The sequence below is a fragment of the Ralstonia sp. TCR112 genome (assembly GCF_007997035.1).
GTDB lineage: Bacteria > Pseudomonadota > Gammaproteobacteria > Burkholderiales > Burkholderiaceae > Ralstonia > Ralstonia edaphi.
Map to the genome: position 1 here is coordinate 74955 of NZ_VOSS01000075.1, position 12254 is coordinate 87208.

Genomic DNA, 12254 nt, shown 5'->3' on the forward strand with positions numbered 1-12254 from the left:
CGGCGCGTAGTAGGCGTGCTTTACCGGCTGAAGAGCTTGCCGAGCCGTGCGACCGCTTCTTCAAGATGCTCCATCGATGTGGCGTACGACAGCCGGATGTAGTGTTGCGCCGTGTGCGGACCGAAATCCAGCCCCGGCACCAGGACCACCCCGGCGTCATGCAGCATCGATTGGGTGAGGGCGTCGGCATTGCCGGCATGCGGATGGTTCACGCCACGGCAATCGGCGTAGACATAGAACGCGCCGTCGGGCTTGACCGGTACCTTGAAGCCAAGCGACTCCAGCGCCGGAACGATGAAATCACGGCGGCGGCGGAATTCGGCCTTGCGTTCTTCGTAGATTGCCAACGCGTCCGGCTCAAAGCAGGCAAGCGCCGCGTATTGCGCCACCGCCGACGCGCAGATGAACAGGTTCTGCGCGACCTTCTCGAACTCCGGCACCAGTTCGGCGGGCGCCACCAGCCAGCCAAGTCGCCAGCCGGTCATGTTGAAGTACTTCGAAAAGCTGTTGATCGTGACGACATCCTCGCCGAACGACAGTGCGGAGACCGGGGCCTGATCGTATGACAAGCCTTGGTAGATTTCATCGACGATCGAAAATCCGCCTCGTGCGCGTACCGTCTGCACAATACGCTGCAGCTCGTCTGGCAGGATTGACGTGCCTGTCGGGTTGGAAGGGGAGGCCAGCAGCACACCCTGCGTGCGTTCGCTCCAGTGGGTTTCAACCTGCGCGGCCGTCAACTGGAAGCGTTCTTCCGGCCCCGACGGCACCAGCTTCGCCTCGCCATTGAAGGCGGCTACGAAGTGACGGTTGCACGGATAGCTCGGGTCGGGCATCAGGACTTCGCCGCCGATCTCCACCAGCACCGCACACGCCAGCAGCAACGCGGCCGACGCGCCCGCTGTCACGATGATGCGCTCGGGGGCGATGTCGAGGCCGTAAACGGTGTGGTAGTAGCGAGCGATTGCCTGGCGCAGCGGGCGGATGCCCAAAGCCCCGGTGTACTGCGTGACGCCGCGCCGCATGGCGTCGGCCGCGGCTTGCACGACGGGCTCGGCGGCGGTGAAGTCGGGCTCGCCGATGCCCATGTGGATGATGCTGCGTCCCGCCAGTTCCAGCTCGCGGGCCTGCTTGGCCAGCTCCATCACGTGAAAGGCGCGGATATTGGCCAGCCGGGCGGCTGTCTGCAGGCGGTGGGCGTCCATCTTGAAGCGAAGCGAAAAGGTAAAGCGAACAGCAGACGCCGGCTTACCGGCGGGCAGCGACCTCGACAGCGCGCACTTGCGCAGCCAGCTTGTCCAGCACGCCGTTGACGTACTTGTAGCCTTCAACGCCGCCAAAGGTCTTGGTCAGTTCAACCGCCTCGTTGATCACGACCTTGTACGGGATGTCCACGCAGTGCACCAGTTCGTAAGCGCCGACCAGCAGGGCGGCACGCTCGACCGGTGACAGTTCGGCAACCGGGCGATCCAGGTACGGCGTGAACGCCTCGGTCAGCGTGGTTTCTTCGCGGATTGCACCGTGCAGCAGCGCGTCGAAGTGCGCGCGGTCGGCCTTGTTGAAGCCTTGCGCGTCCTGCAGATGCGCCTCGACCACGCCCGGGTCGTTGCGATTGAGCAGCCATTGATACAGACCCTGCAGCGCTAGTTCGCGCGCACGGCGGCGCGCGCTCTTGGCGGGCGCCTTGGTCTTGGCTTGGGAATTGTCTTGCGTCATGGGAAAAGCCTTTGCGCGAGGAAGCGCTTATTCATTCTCGCCGTCGTCGTCCTGGCCGTGATCCTGCAGACCGTCGAGGTCGTTGGTCAGGTTGGCCATCTCAACAGCGGTACGGGCGCAGTCGCGACCCTTTTCGCGGGTGCGGGCGTGGGCCTGGGCATCGGTGTCGGTGGTCAGGATGCCGTTGGCGATGGCGATGTTGAAGTCCAGACCGACGCGCGTGATGCCGGCGCCCGATTCGTTGGACACCAGCTCGAAGTGGTAAGTCTCGCCGCGGATGACTGCGCCTAGTGCGATCAGCGCGTCGAACTGGCCCGATTCGGCCATCTTCTGCAGGGCCAGCGGGACTTCCAGCGCGCCCGGCACGGTCACCAGCAGCACGTCTTCGCCGGCCACGCCGAGTTGTTCGAGTTCAGCGACGCACGCTTCGCGCAGCGCTTCGCACACGGGCTCGTTGAAACGCGCCTGGACGATGCCGATGCGCAGGCCTTCGCCGTTGAGATTGGTCGGGTAGAAGCCGTGGTCCATGGTGTATTCCGGTTGGGGTTGCCTGAAGTTGTCTATCTGGCAACGTCAGAAAAAAGAAAGCGGCGCGGCAGTTTAGCTACCGCGCGAAGTTCAATGCGTGGCGGCGGACGAAGCCGAAGTGACGTCAGGCGCATCTGCCATCGACTGATACGCCGTCACTTCCAGATCGTAGCCGACCATGCTTGGCAGCTTGAGCGGCGAGGCGAGCACACGCATCTTGCCGACGCCAACGTCCTTGAGGATCTGCGCGCCGATACCGTAAATGCGCGGATCGGGTTTCGTGCGCGGGCGCTCGTGCGGCGCATCCAGTGCGGTGAACTGGGTGAACAGGCGGTCCGCCGAATCACCGCAATTGAGGAGAACGACCACGCCGGTCGGGGCGGCCTGCACGGCGCGCAGGGCAGCGGGCACGCTCCACGAGTGCGTCGTGCGCTGGCACTCCAGCAGGTCAAGCACCGACAGGGGCTCATGCACGCGCACCAGCGTTTCGGTGTCCGGCGTCGGCGTGCCCTTGACCAGCGCCAGATGGGCGCGGCCGGCGGCGCGGTCGCGGAAGGCAACGGCATGGAACGTGCCGAACTGCGTCTCCATCGTGCGTTCACCGACCCGCTCGACAATGCTCTCGGTGCGGCTACGGTATTGGATCAAGTCGGCAATCGTGCCGATCTTCAAGCCATGTTTCTTGGCGAACTCCACCAGGTCCGGCAGGCGCGCCATGGTCCCGTCGTCCTTCAGGATCTCGCAGATCACGGCGGCGGGCGTCAGGCCAGCCATTGCGGTCAGGTCGCAGCCAGCTTCGGTGTGGCCGGCGCGCATGAGCACGCCACCCTTCTGGGCCCGCAGCGGGAAGATGTGGCCGGGGTTCACCAAGTCAGACGGCTTGGCGTTCTTGGCCGCGGCCACCTGAATGGTGCGTGCGCGGTCGGCGGCGGAAATACCGGTGGTCACGCCTTCAGCCGCTTCGATCGAGACAGTGAAATTGGTGCCGAACTGGGTACCGTTGCGGCTTGCCATCATCGGCAGGTCGAGCTGGTCGCAATGCTCTTCGGTGAGCGTCAGACACACCAGGCCACGCGCGTGCGTGACCATGAAGTTGATGGCTTCCGGCGTGACGAAATCGCTCGCCAGGATCAGGTCGCCTTCGTTCTCACGGTCTTCCTCGTCGACCAGGATGACCATCCGGCCGGCGCGGATTTCGGCAATGATTTCTTCGACTGTGGCGATCGACATGACGTAAGAGGGCTGCGCGCCGCCGACCAATTCCCGCAAATCGTTGATTTCGGGGGCCGCGCGACTGCGTAAATGGGAAGCCCGCTATTGTACGCCAAGGTGGCCCCAAGCCAGTGGGGCCTGCGGTTCAAACGGCTGCCAGCGGCTGGGTGCCCACGGGCAGGCCGATGGTGGCGTGGGTGAGCATGCGTTCCACGTAGCGGGCGATCAGGTCGATCTCCAGGTTGACCTGGCTGCCGGCCTTCAAGTGCTTCAGCGTGGTGACCGCCACCGTGTGCGGGATCAGGTTGATCGAGAATTCGCAGCCGTCGGCATCGTCGCGGACGGTGTTGACCGTCAGCGACACGCCGTTGACCACCACCGAGCCCTTGTAGGCGAGATATTTGCCCAGCTCTGCCGGCGCCCGCACACGCAGTTCGTGTGATTCGTTGACGGGGGCGAAATGCGTCACCGTGCCAAGACCGTCAACATGGCCCGACACGAGGTGACCGCCGATGTGGTCGGCCAAGCGCAGGGCTTTCTCCAGATTCACCTCGCCCGGGCGTTCCAGCCCGACGGTCTTGGACAGCGATTCGCGCGACACATCCACCTCAAAGCGGTTGTCGGTCTTGGCGACGACGGTCATGCAGGCGCCCTGGATGGCGATCGAATCGCCCAAGGCGACGTCAGCGAGCGGCAGGCCGCCGGAGTCGATGGACAGGCGCACGCCAGCATCAGCGTTGTCGCCCAGCGGCGAGACGGTTTCAATGCGGCCAACTGCGGCGACGATTCCGGTAAACATAAGCAATCAATCCGTGGGGTTGCGGCGCGCCAGGATGCGGAGGTCCCCCCCGACGCGCGAGATGTCGTGAAAGAAGAATTCTGCCGCGCCTTCCAGTGTCTGCAGCGGGCCCATATTGAACATGCCCTGGCCCGAGCCGAGCACCTTGGGGGCCAGATAGACAAGGATTTCGTCGACCAGCCCTTCGCGCAGCAGCGAGCCGTTGAGCTTGAAACCGGCCTCAACATGCAGCTCGTTGATTTCTCGGCGGCCCAGTTCGCGCAGGACCGCGGCCAGATCGACCTTTCCGGCTGCGTTGGGCAGTAGGATGACCTCCGCGCCGCGCTCGCTCAACGCGCGCATGCGCCCGGCTTCGGGCTGTGCGGCAAAAATCAGCGTCGGCTCGTGGTGGCCATCCGCGGTGAGGATATGCGCATCGAGCGGCACGTCCAGCGCCGAGTCGATCAGCACACGCCGCGGCTGGCGCGGTGTGTTGACGGCGCGCACGGTCAGTCGCGGATTGTCTTCGCGCACCGTGCCGATGCCGGTGAGGATGGCGCAGGCACGCGCGCGCCAGCGGTGGCCGTCGTTGCGCGCCTCGGTTTCGGTGATCCACTGGCTGATGCCGTTGTCCAGCGCGGTGCGGCCGTCGAGTGAGGCGCCGACCTTCACGCGCACCCAGGGCGTGCCGCGCGTCATGCGCGAAACGAACCCGATGTTCAGCTCGCGCGCCTCCCGCTCGAGCAGGCCGCAGCGCACGTCGACGCCGGCGTCTCGCAGCTTCTGCAAGCCCCGTCCGGAGACGGCCGGGTTCGGATCTTCCATGGCCGCCACCACGCGCGCAATACCAGCTTCGACCAGACGGTCGGCGCAGGGCGGCGTGCGGCCAAAGTGGCTGCAGGGCTCCAGCGTCACATAGGCGGTGGCGCCGCGTACGTCCTGGCCGCGGGACTGGGCGTCCTTGATGGCCTGGATTTCAGCGTGGTCCTGGCCGGCAGGTTGTGTGTAGCCCTCACCGATGACGGTGTCGTCACGCACGATTACGCATCCGACGCGCGGGTTGGGCGTGGTGGTGAACAAGCCTTTCTCGGCCAGCGCCAGGGCGCGCTGCATCATGGCGTGGTCGAAGTCGGAGAACATGGGAAAGCCGGGAGTCTGGGTTAATCGTCGTTAGCTGGGGCACCGGTGCCGCACGTTTTAGAGTCCTTGGCCGGATCGCAGATGCGGGCGCGGCCTGCAGAGTTGATGCGGACGCGCCGCACATGGGCTCCGGATCGGATGGTCAGCGTGCCGTAGAGCTGGCTGCCGTTGCGCTGTCGCGAGTATCCCACAGGTGCATAAGACAGGGTGTCGACATCCCGCTGTGATGCTGTGAACGCAAATTGAACCGGCGGTACCACAGGAGGCGAAACATGGACCAAGATGGCGTCGGTGCCCGGCTCCAGCGGCGTCGCTTGGGTTTGCGGCGAGGGCGTCATATACAACGCCCATCCCGACGACCAGCCCTGCTGTGCGTCGAGCGGGCCGAGGTGAATCCATGCACGCTGAGTGCGCGACATGGTTTGCGCCAGCGCGATTGCGCTGACAAAGCGGTCGGCCAGAACGATCACGGTCTCGCGTTGCCACCAATTCAGTCCGGCGGGCGCCGCGAACACCGCGAGGATCGACATGACACTCAGGACGACGACGAGCTCAGCCAGCGTGAACCCGGTCCGCAGGCGAGATACCTTCATGGCCAGCATGCAAGCGACGCCGGCTGGCGCACGTTGCCGACCTGTGTGAACCGTTCCCCCGTATTGCGCAGGATAAGCGTGCCGCAGACGGTATCTGGGCGCACCGGCCGAGCGGCGACTTCAATGCAATGTGCGAGAGCGGGACCATCGCAGGGGCTCGCGAGCAAGTGATAGCTGGCGACGTGTTCCAGGACGCTTGCCGGTGTGGGGCTATTGCCTGTATGCCCGTACTGGCGCTCGATTTCTACCATGGTGGAGACCAGCGCCGCACGCGCCGCAGCCCGTCGCGCGCGCTCATGGTGTCCCGACCAGGTTTGTATGGCGGCGCCCGTTAACAACGCGGCGATAGCCAGAGCAATCGTGAGTTCGATAAGCGTGAATGCAGCGTGGCGATGCTTCATCGCAAGCCTTCCTCGATCAGCTCACGCCAGCTGAGGCGGCCTAGCAAGAAGGTTTGCGACTGGATGTCGACCGCGTCCTCCCCGTTGCTGGTGGGGTAGACGAGTTGTGTCACCGTGCCATTAGGGCGAATGACAGGCGGTGCAGATTCAATGGTGAACTGGGGCGAGGATATGCGGCGCGGCGTTCGTGGGCGGAAGACCGTTTGCAGCACGACGCTGACGGAAGGGTCGGCGCCAAATCCTGCGGCCGTGATCCGATATAACGTGGGCGGTGGGGCGCCATCGGGTTGCGTAGCTTGGCCGGGCCAGCGGTCCGGAATCGACTCAATGACGTACCGCGCAGGGCGGCCGGCAATGCGCCCGGCGTCCGGGAAGCGCGCGTCGATCTCTACGGCGAGGGTGGCCGTATCCAGCAGTTGCGCGAGTGTCCAGAGCGATTGGCCGGCTTGCGGTTGACATAGTCCGTGCGAGGCGCCACTGCCGCATGCTCCTGGCAAAAACCCACGTCGCGAAACCGGATCGAGAGCGGCGATACGCTCGTGCGGCAAGGCGGCCATACATTCCACAGCCGTGGGCGTCTCGGTGGCGACCGAGAGTTCGCACTCCGCCATGTTCAGCGCCATTTCCGCGCCGTATTTGGCCAGGGCGCGATCGGCAGTGAGAGACGTGCGGTGCCGCTGATCCAACACCAGATGAAAGGTTGCCATGGTGAGCAGGCCGAGCAAAGCCGCGGCTGGCATCACGATCATCATCGAAAAACCACGCGCTCCAGCGTTATCGCTCAACATACGTCCACGTCGCAAGCAAGCGGATTGCGCAAGCGTACCGTTGCTGTGAAGACAGCACGACGGCGCTGGGTTTGGGTGGGCGTGAATCGCAAGTCCTGTGCGGTGCTGCCTTCGACGTGCCGGAGTTTGGGAAATAGAGCAAGTGTGGGGGTGATCTTGTTGATTGACTTGGCGGAGTTGTAGTCGCCACGAACGACCAGCGCGATGTGTACGGCTTGCACCTGATGCCATTGCTTGGCGGTCAGCGCGCGCGCAGACAGTGTCGTAGTCGACGTGCCGTCAGCGCTGCGAACGACATACAGAAGCTGCATAGTTTCGACGCCGCGGACCATGCCGTGAGACGTCCAACCGCCTGCCACAGTCTGACCGTCTTGATGCCTTCGCGAGCGGCACATCAGTTGCGGTTCTTGATCCGGCGCCCGGGCGAGGTAGAGCAGCATGTAACCCGCACGCTGGTCGTCGCTGCCGTTCTGCACCCGCTCAGCCACTCCGTAGCCGGAACAGTCGATGATGCTGTTGTCAGCTCGCTGCGAGTTGTTCTGTATGCTGCGACCGGCAAAGCGCACCAGTACGGCGTCGCTTCCGCGGACGCCGCTGCCGTTGCAGTCAAGGGCTTCCGCTTCGCGAGGGGTGCAACTGTCCGCACCTTGGATCGATCGTGCCTCGTTCACGTCTGACCATCGGCGTTCTAGCGATGCTGCTGGCGTATCGGTGACCCATCCCGCATGTTGCAGTGCCGTTGTCAGCAGTTCCAGCGCTTGGGTGCCGCGGCTTTCGATCAAGGCATCGTCTGCGATGCGCTGATAGCTTGCACGTGCAAGGAGTGTCAGTTGCAGCGTGATGCCAAGCACGATCAACCCGATCAGCATGCCAATCAGCAACTCCACCAGCGTCGCGCCCCGCTGAGCATCAGAGGTGGGGCACATGTCAGCGGACGTTCGTGGATTCGACCCGGTTGCCTTGCGTTCGGATATCGCTCGATAGCTGGCGCAGGCTTTGGCTGGTGCTCTCCATGCGCTCAAGTGCGGTCAGGGTGCCCGCTGCGCACAGGGACAGTACGGCTAGTGCGACGAGGGATTCGAGGAGGATGGCGCCGTGTTGGTGGTTGGCTTTATGGTGGACGGGCATGAATCGGCTGATTTCTGAAGGGTCACTCAAGTTAGTGCGAATTTGGCCGTATGACTGTCATATGTGGTCAATACCCGTCGGTTATTCGTGGAAGGAGCTTCGTCTCCTAGGGTGTTGGATTCGCTTTCAGGCGAATCTTCCGACCCCTTTTTTGGGGAAAGCATAAAAAGCAGGGCATCCTCCGGTTGCATTGCTCCAACAGCTGACGCCTACCCGCCGGGCGCAGGCTATTGACACTGATTGGTCCCATCCTCCATGATTGCGAGCGTCAAGCTTGACGCCGTACCTGCCGAATTTCATAAGGCGGAAGAATCTCAAAAGAACGTAATCGGGTAATCGGGAAGGGCGCGTTTTTCACCAAGATGCGTCTGTTGTTTCAAGCAGCCGGGGGGCTATATGTACAGGGTCAAAGTCACTCTTTCGCCGTCGTTCATTCTGCGGCGGCACTGACATGTCCGCGCCGCTCTGCGTCAACGCAAGCGTGCCGCGTGATTCCGATTCGGCTGGCTTGCCTTTAGTCACAGGAAGGCGGCTACGGCCGGTGATTGCGCGCGCATCAGGATTCACTCTCGTCGAGCTCATGATCACGGTGGCCATCGTGGCCATCCTCGCTACGATTGCGTATCCCAGTTATACCGACTACATCACGCGTGGCAAGCTGGCCAACGTGACGAACATGCTCGCGGGTATTCGCGCGCAGATGGAACAGTACTACCAAGACAATCGCACCTACGCGGCGGTCGGGACTTTCACCCCGCCCTGTCAGGCGATTTCGTCTGTAGCCGAGTTTTCGTTGGCCTGCAATATCACGAACAACGGTAATAGCTACCAAATGACTGCCACCGGTTCCGGAACAACGGCCGGCTTCACATATACAGTCAACGAGGCAAACGTTCAGGCGACGACTGCGGCACCCCGCGGCTGGAACACATCCACCACGTGCTGGGTGACTAAGCGAGGTCAGTCGTGCTGATCGGCTCGGAAGCCCGGCGCCGTGGCTTCACGCTGATCGAACTGCTCGTCACGATTTCGGTGTTTGCCTTTTTGATGCTCCTGGCAGCTCCCAGTTTTACGAACTGGATCCAGGATGCACAGGTGCGCACTGCAGCCGAATCGTTGCAGAACGGTTTGCGCGTTGCGCAAGCCGAAGCTGCGCGCCGCCATCGTCAGGTTGCGATGGTGCTGACCAACGGCGTGCCGAACCAGGGTGTGATGGCACAGGCGAACGGCAAGAACTGGTTCGTTACCGTGATTCCGAACACGACAGCGGGCGAGTCGTACACCCAGGTGTCGCCATCATTAATGGTGCAAAGCGGTACGCTTGGCGCGGTTGCACCTAACGCGCAGATCAACGGCCAGGCGGCGGTCTGCTTCAATTCGTTGGGCCGGCTGACCACCCTCAACGATGGCACGTACAGCTGCACCATTCCGGCCACGGGCACAGTCACTTACGCCGTGACGAACAGCCGGTCTGCAACCGCACGGGCATTGAACGTTACCGTAGGAATTGGTGGTTCGATTCGAGTGTGCGATCCGAGCAAGTCTTTGTCGCAGGGTAGTCCAGATGCATGCAGCTAACCCCGCCTCACACCGCGCTACGCGAAACCGGCGATCGCAGAGCGGGATGACGCTCGTCGAGGTGCTGATTGCGATGCTGCTGCTCACCGTGGCGCTGACGGCCATGGTGATGGCGCAAATCCGGGCTTCGCAAGTCTCGGTTGACGCCGAGGACCGCAATCGCGCTGCTTTGCTGGCCAATGAACTCGCCAGCACGATGTGGCAGAACCACACGGTCAATTTGCCGGCGTCCTCTGTGGCTGCGTGGCAAACGATGGTGAGTACCAACGTGAGCTACCGGACAGCCAGCGCCTCCAGCCCCGTGGGTAGCGGCCTGGGCGGCCTGCCCAACGGTACGGGCTCGGTCTCAGTCGACAGCACGACCAATATCGCGACGATCACCATCACTTGGCAAGCGCCGTCTCACGGCGTGAACGCGACTGCCGGTATGAGCAGCACGAGCCAGTATGTGACGCAGGTGGTGCTGCCATGAACGCCGGAACTTCAATTAAGCGGCCTTTGCGCGCGGCCCGCCAGACGGGCCTCAGCCTAATTGAGTTGATGGTGGCGTTGGTCGTCAGCATGGTCATCGTGGGGGCGGTGTTCGGCCTGATGAGTGTGTCGGAAGGGCGCAAGCGCACCACGATGTCGGTCAGCGACATCAATCAAAGCGGTGTGTTCGCCCTGTACCAGTTGGACAAGGCGATCCGCAGCGCCGGATCGGGCTATTCGCAGAACTGGCCGCTGACCTATGGCTGCCGCCTCAATGTCAATTTGAACGGCAATCAAATTCTCCCGTCTCCGGCAAGTATGCCGCCGCCGTTTGACAAGCTGTTGGCGCAGTTGGGCGGCTTTCGGTTGATGCCGCTACTGATCGTGCAGAACGGCACGCCCCTGACCGCGGGAAGTTCTGACGCGATCATCACGATGGCGGGCAATGCCGGCTATGGAGAGATTCCGACCGAGTTTTCCAATACTGCACCCGTGGTGTCCGCAGGCGTGGTGAATCTCAGCCTGATCAACACCATGACGTTCAACGCGGGCAACCTCGTGCTCGTAGCGGACCGCAATAACACGGCGGGCAACGTACAACCCTGCTATGTCGGCCAGGTGAAGAGCGGCTTTACCGGCAGCGTTGCAGTACAACTGCCGCTGGCTGGTGCCTATGACGCATCGGTGGGCCCGGACGGGGGCGCGGCCAACGTCTCCGCAACAGGCGTGGCCATGAATCTCGGCAACGTCGGTGGAGGCAATTTGCCGGCCTTTGGCGTGTATGGCGTGGGTGCCAACAACACTTTGATGTTCTATGACCTGCTGCAATCGGGTGGCAACGGCAATAACGCAATCCCGCTCGCAGATGGCGTGATGGAAATGCATGCCCTGTACGGCATAGATCCAAACAACACCGGCAATGTCACCTGGCAGGCGCCCACCGGCGCGTTCGACGCGGCAACGCTGTCCAATGGCACGCAGACCGCCGCGGCGAATCTCTACGCGATCAAGGCGGTGCGGATCGGCTTGATCCTGCGGACCTCGCTGCCTGAGCGCGCACAGCAATATGTGACGAGTGCTAGCGCAGTCACCGCGACAGGCGTCGTCAGTCCCGGGCCGCTGGTCCTGTTTGCCGATGTACCAGGGCAGACCTATACCCGAAAGCTCACGGGCGCGGAGCAAAACTATCGTTACCGCGTGTTGGAAGCCACGATCCCCCTGCGCAACACATTGTTGCAGCGCTGACGATGTCGACCACGCCCGAGCTTCGCTTGAATCGCCCTTTGCGCGCCATGGTGCGCCGGCATCAGTCCGGCGTTGTCCTCCTGATCGCACTGATTGCCGTGGCCATCCTGGCCATCGGCACCGTCGCGCTATTCCGTTCGTCCGATGCCGCGCTATTCAATGCGGGCAACCTCGCGTTCAAGCGGGATATGACCAATCGTGGTGAGCTGGGCATTGTCGCCGCCAAGGCAGCGCTGACTAGCGGCGCGCTCAGCCAGGAGTCGACGCGCCAGAGCAACCAGGCTGCGAGCGGCTATTACGCGACGATGCAGCCCACAGACAAGCATGGTTTGCCAAACAGTCTGGTCGCTTTGGATGCCCCGGTCACCAACACCAAGATCAACGGGGGCGATGGCATCACGATCTACTACATGATCGACCGCCTCTGTAACGCGACGGGCTCGACCGACCCGTCCAACGCTTGCGTGGTCAGTTCGATCGGCTCAGCGAAAGGCGGCACGGTCCTGCCGTATCGCGGCCAGGCCCAGCCGCCTTCGGTGCCGGTCTACCGCATCAGCGTGCGGGTCGATGGACCACGCAATAGCCAGACCTTCCTCCAGACCACTGTTTCTCTCTGAGTTGCCTGAACAGCCATGCATCCCAATTGTGACCGAGGTTGGAAGGCCAGCGCTTCGCG

Annotated in this window: 16 protein-coding genes; 5 read left to right on the forward strand and 11 right to left on the reverse strand. The window is 63.0% G+C overall.

Features of this window, described 5'->3' with window-relative positions:
- Positions 1-20: 20 nt before the first annotated feature.
- The 11 genes from FUT88_RS17325 to FUT88_RS26815 form a co-directional block, all read right to left on the reverse strand.
- A complete protein-coding gene (locus tag FUT88_RS17325; RefSeq protein WP_147216931.1) occupies positions 21-1205 on the reverse strand; it encodes a pyridoxal phosphate-dependent aminotransferase in 1185 nt (394 codons plus the stop codon).
- A 43-nt stretch (positions 1206-1248) separates the two neighbouring features.
- A complete protein-coding gene (gene nusB, locus FUT88_RS17330) occupies positions 1249-1716 on the reverse strand; it encodes a transcription antitermination factor NusB (protein WP_012761449.1) in 468 nt (155 codons plus the stop codon).
- 27 nt (positions 1717-1743) lie between these two features.
- Positions 1744-2244 carry a 6,7-dimethyl-8-ribityllumazine synthase gene (ribH, locus tag FUT88_RS17335; protein WP_004629552.1) on the reverse strand — a complete coding sequence of 167 codons (501 nt, stop codon included), beginning with the start codon at positions 2242-2244 and terminating at the stop codon, positions 1744-1746.
- Positions 2245-2334: 90 nt separating this feature from the next.
- Positions 2335-3474, reverse strand: coding sequence for a bifunctional 3,4-dihydroxy-2-butanone-4-phosphate synthase/GTP cyclohydrolase II (gene ribBA, locus FUT88_RS17340; protein ID WP_147216932.1), 1140 nt, complete (start codon positions 3472-3474; stop codon positions 2335-2337).
- Between the two features lie 127 nt (positions 3475-3601).
- Positions 3602-4255: a riboflavin synthase gene (locus FUT88_RS17345; protein ID WP_147216933.1), complete on the reverse strand. Its 654-nt coding sequence runs from the start codon at positions 4253-4255 to the stop codon at positions 3602-3604.
- 6 nt (positions 4256-4261) lie between these two features.
- A complete protein-coding gene (gene ribD / locus FUT88_RS17350; RefSeq protein ID WP_147216934.1) occupies positions 4262-5374 on the reverse strand; it encodes a bifunctional diaminohydroxyphosphoribosylaminopyrimidine deaminase/5-amino-6-(5-phosphoribosylamino)uracil reductase RibD in 1113 nt (370 codons plus the stop codon).
- A gap of 20 nt (positions 5375-5394) precedes the next feature.
- Complete coding sequence (locus FUT88_RS17355) at positions 5395-5976, reverse strand: Tfp pilus assembly protein FimT/FimU (RefSeq protein WP_147216935.1); 582 nt, start codon at positions 5974-5976, stop codon at positions 5395-5397.
- Positions 5964-6368, reverse strand: coding sequence for a type IV pilin protein (locus tag FUT88_RS17360; RefSeq protein WP_147216936.1), 405 nt, complete (start codon positions 6366-6368; stop codon positions 5964-5966). The genes FUT88_RS17355 and FUT88_RS17360 overlap by 13 nt, the downstream gene beginning before the upstream one ends.
- On the reverse strand, positions 6365-7156 hold the full coding sequence (locus tag FUT88_RS17365; RefSeq protein WP_147216938.1) for a pilus assembly protein PilZ: 792 nt from the start codon (positions 7154-7156) through the stop codon (positions 6365-6367). The genes FUT88_RS17360 and FUT88_RS17365 overlap by 4 nt, the downstream gene beginning before the upstream one ends.
- Entirely contained in the window at positions 7150-8082 is a 933-nt protein-coding gene (locus FUT88_RS17370) for a PilW family protein (protein WP_147216940.1), read from the reverse strand. Before FUT88_RS17370 ends, FUT88_RS17365 begins: the two co-directional genes overlap by 7 nt.
- Before the next feature lies 1 nt (position 8083).
- Positions 8084-8284, reverse strand: a complete 201-nt coding sequence (locus FUT88_RS26815) for a type II secretion system protein (protein ID WP_147216942.1) — start codon at positions 8282-8284, stop codon at positions 8084-8086.
- Positions 8285-8735: 451 nt separating this feature from the next.
- Here FUT88_RS26815 and FUT88_RS17380 point away from each other — a divergent pair, with 451 nt between their 5' ends.
- Genes FUT88_RS17380 through FUT88_RS17400 form a run of 5 tightly spaced genes read left to right on the forward strand, consistent with a single transcriptional unit; the run spans position 8736 to position 12195 of the window.
- Positions 8736-9257 carry a type IV pilin protein gene (locus FUT88_RS17380; protein WP_147216944.1) on the forward strand — a complete coding sequence of 174 codons (522 nt, stop codon included), beginning with the start codon at positions 8736-8738 and terminating at the stop codon, positions 9255-9257.
- On the forward strand, positions 9251-9862 hold the full coding sequence (locus FUT88_RS17385) for a Tfp pilus assembly protein FimT/FimU (RefSeq protein ID WP_147216946.1): 612 nt from the start codon (positions 9251-9253) through the stop codon (positions 9860-9862). Before FUT88_RS17380 ends, FUT88_RS17385 begins: the two co-directional genes overlap by 7 nt.
- Entirely contained in the window at positions 9849-10334 is a 486-nt protein-coding gene (locus FUT88_RS17390; protein WP_147216948.1) for a prepilin-type N-terminal cleavage/methylation domain-containing protein, read from the forward strand. The genes FUT88_RS17385 and FUT88_RS17390 overlap by 14 nt, the downstream gene beginning before the upstream one ends.
- On the forward strand, positions 10331-11578 hold the full coding sequence (locus FUT88_RS17395; protein WP_147216999.1) for a PilW family protein: 1248 nt from the start codon (positions 10331-10333) through the stop codon (positions 11576-11578). Before FUT88_RS17390 ends, FUT88_RS17395 begins: the two co-directional genes overlap by 4 nt.
- Before the next feature lie 2 nt (positions 11579-11580).
- Positions 11581-12195, forward strand: coding sequence for a hypothetical protein (locus tag FUT88_RS17400; RefSeq protein WP_147216950.1), 615 nt, complete (start codon positions 11581-11583; stop codon positions 12193-12195).
- The last annotated feature ends 59 nt before the right edge of the window (positions 12196-12254 follow it).

Coding starts and splice junctions, on each gene's coding strand:
- FUT88_RS17360 (WP_147216936.1), bottom strand. CDS start 6,368: ATGAAGCATCGCCACGCTGCATTCACGCTTATCGAACTCACGATTGCT.
- FUT88_RS17390 (WP_147216948.1), top strand. CDS start 9,849: ATGCATGCAGCTAACCCCGCCTCACACCGCGCTACGCGAAACCGGCGA.
- FUT88_RS17355 (WP_147216935.1), bottom strand. CDS start 5,976: ATGCTGGCCATGAAGGTATCTCGCCTGCGGACCGGGTTCACGCTGGCT.
- nusB (WP_012761449.1), bottom strand. CDS start 1,716: ATGACGCAAGACAATTCCCAAGCCAAGACCAAGGCGCCCGCCAAGAGC.
- FUT88_RS17400 (WP_147216950.1), top strand. CDS start 11,581: ATGTCGACCACGCCCGAGCTTCGCTTGAATCGCCCTTTGCGCGCCATG.
- FUT88_RS17325 (WP_147216931.1), bottom strand. CDS start 1,205: ATGGACGCCCACCGCCTGCAGACAGCCGCCCGGCTGGCCAATATCCGC.
- FUT88_RS17380 (WP_147216944.1), top strand. CDS start 8,736: ATGTCCGCGCCGCTCTGCGTCAACGCAAGCGTGCCGCGTGATTCCGAT.
- ribH (WP_004629552.1), bottom strand. CDS start 2,244: ATGGACCACGGCTTCTACCCGACCAATCTCAACGGCGAAGGCCTGCGC.
- FUT88_RS17370 (WP_147216940.1), bottom strand. CDS start 8,082: ATGTGCCCCACCTCTGATGCTCAGCGGGGCGCGACGCTGGTGGAGTTG.
- FUT88_RS17395 (WP_147216999.1), top strand. CDS start 10,331: ATGAACGCCGGAACTTCAATTAAGCGGCCTTTGCGCGCGGCCCGCCAG.
- ribBA (WP_147216932.1), bottom strand. CDS start 3,474: ATGTCGATCGCCACAGTCGAAGAAATCATTGCCGAAATCCGCGCCGGC.
- FUT88_RS17365 (WP_147216938.1), bottom strand. CDS start 7,156: ATGTTGAGCGATAACGCTGGAGCGCGTGGTTTTTCGATGATGATCGTG.
- FUT88_RS17345 (WP_147216933.1), bottom strand. CDS start 4,255: ATGTTTACCGGAATCGTCGCCGCAGTTGGCCGCATTGAAACCGTCTCG.
- ribD (WP_147216934.1), bottom strand. CDS start 5,374: ATGTTCTCCGACTTCGACCACGCCATGATGCAGCGCGCCCTGGCGCTG.
- FUT88_RS26815 (WP_147216942.1), bottom strand. CDS start 8,284: ATGCCCGTCCACCATAAAGCCAACCACCAACACGGCGCCATCCTCCTC.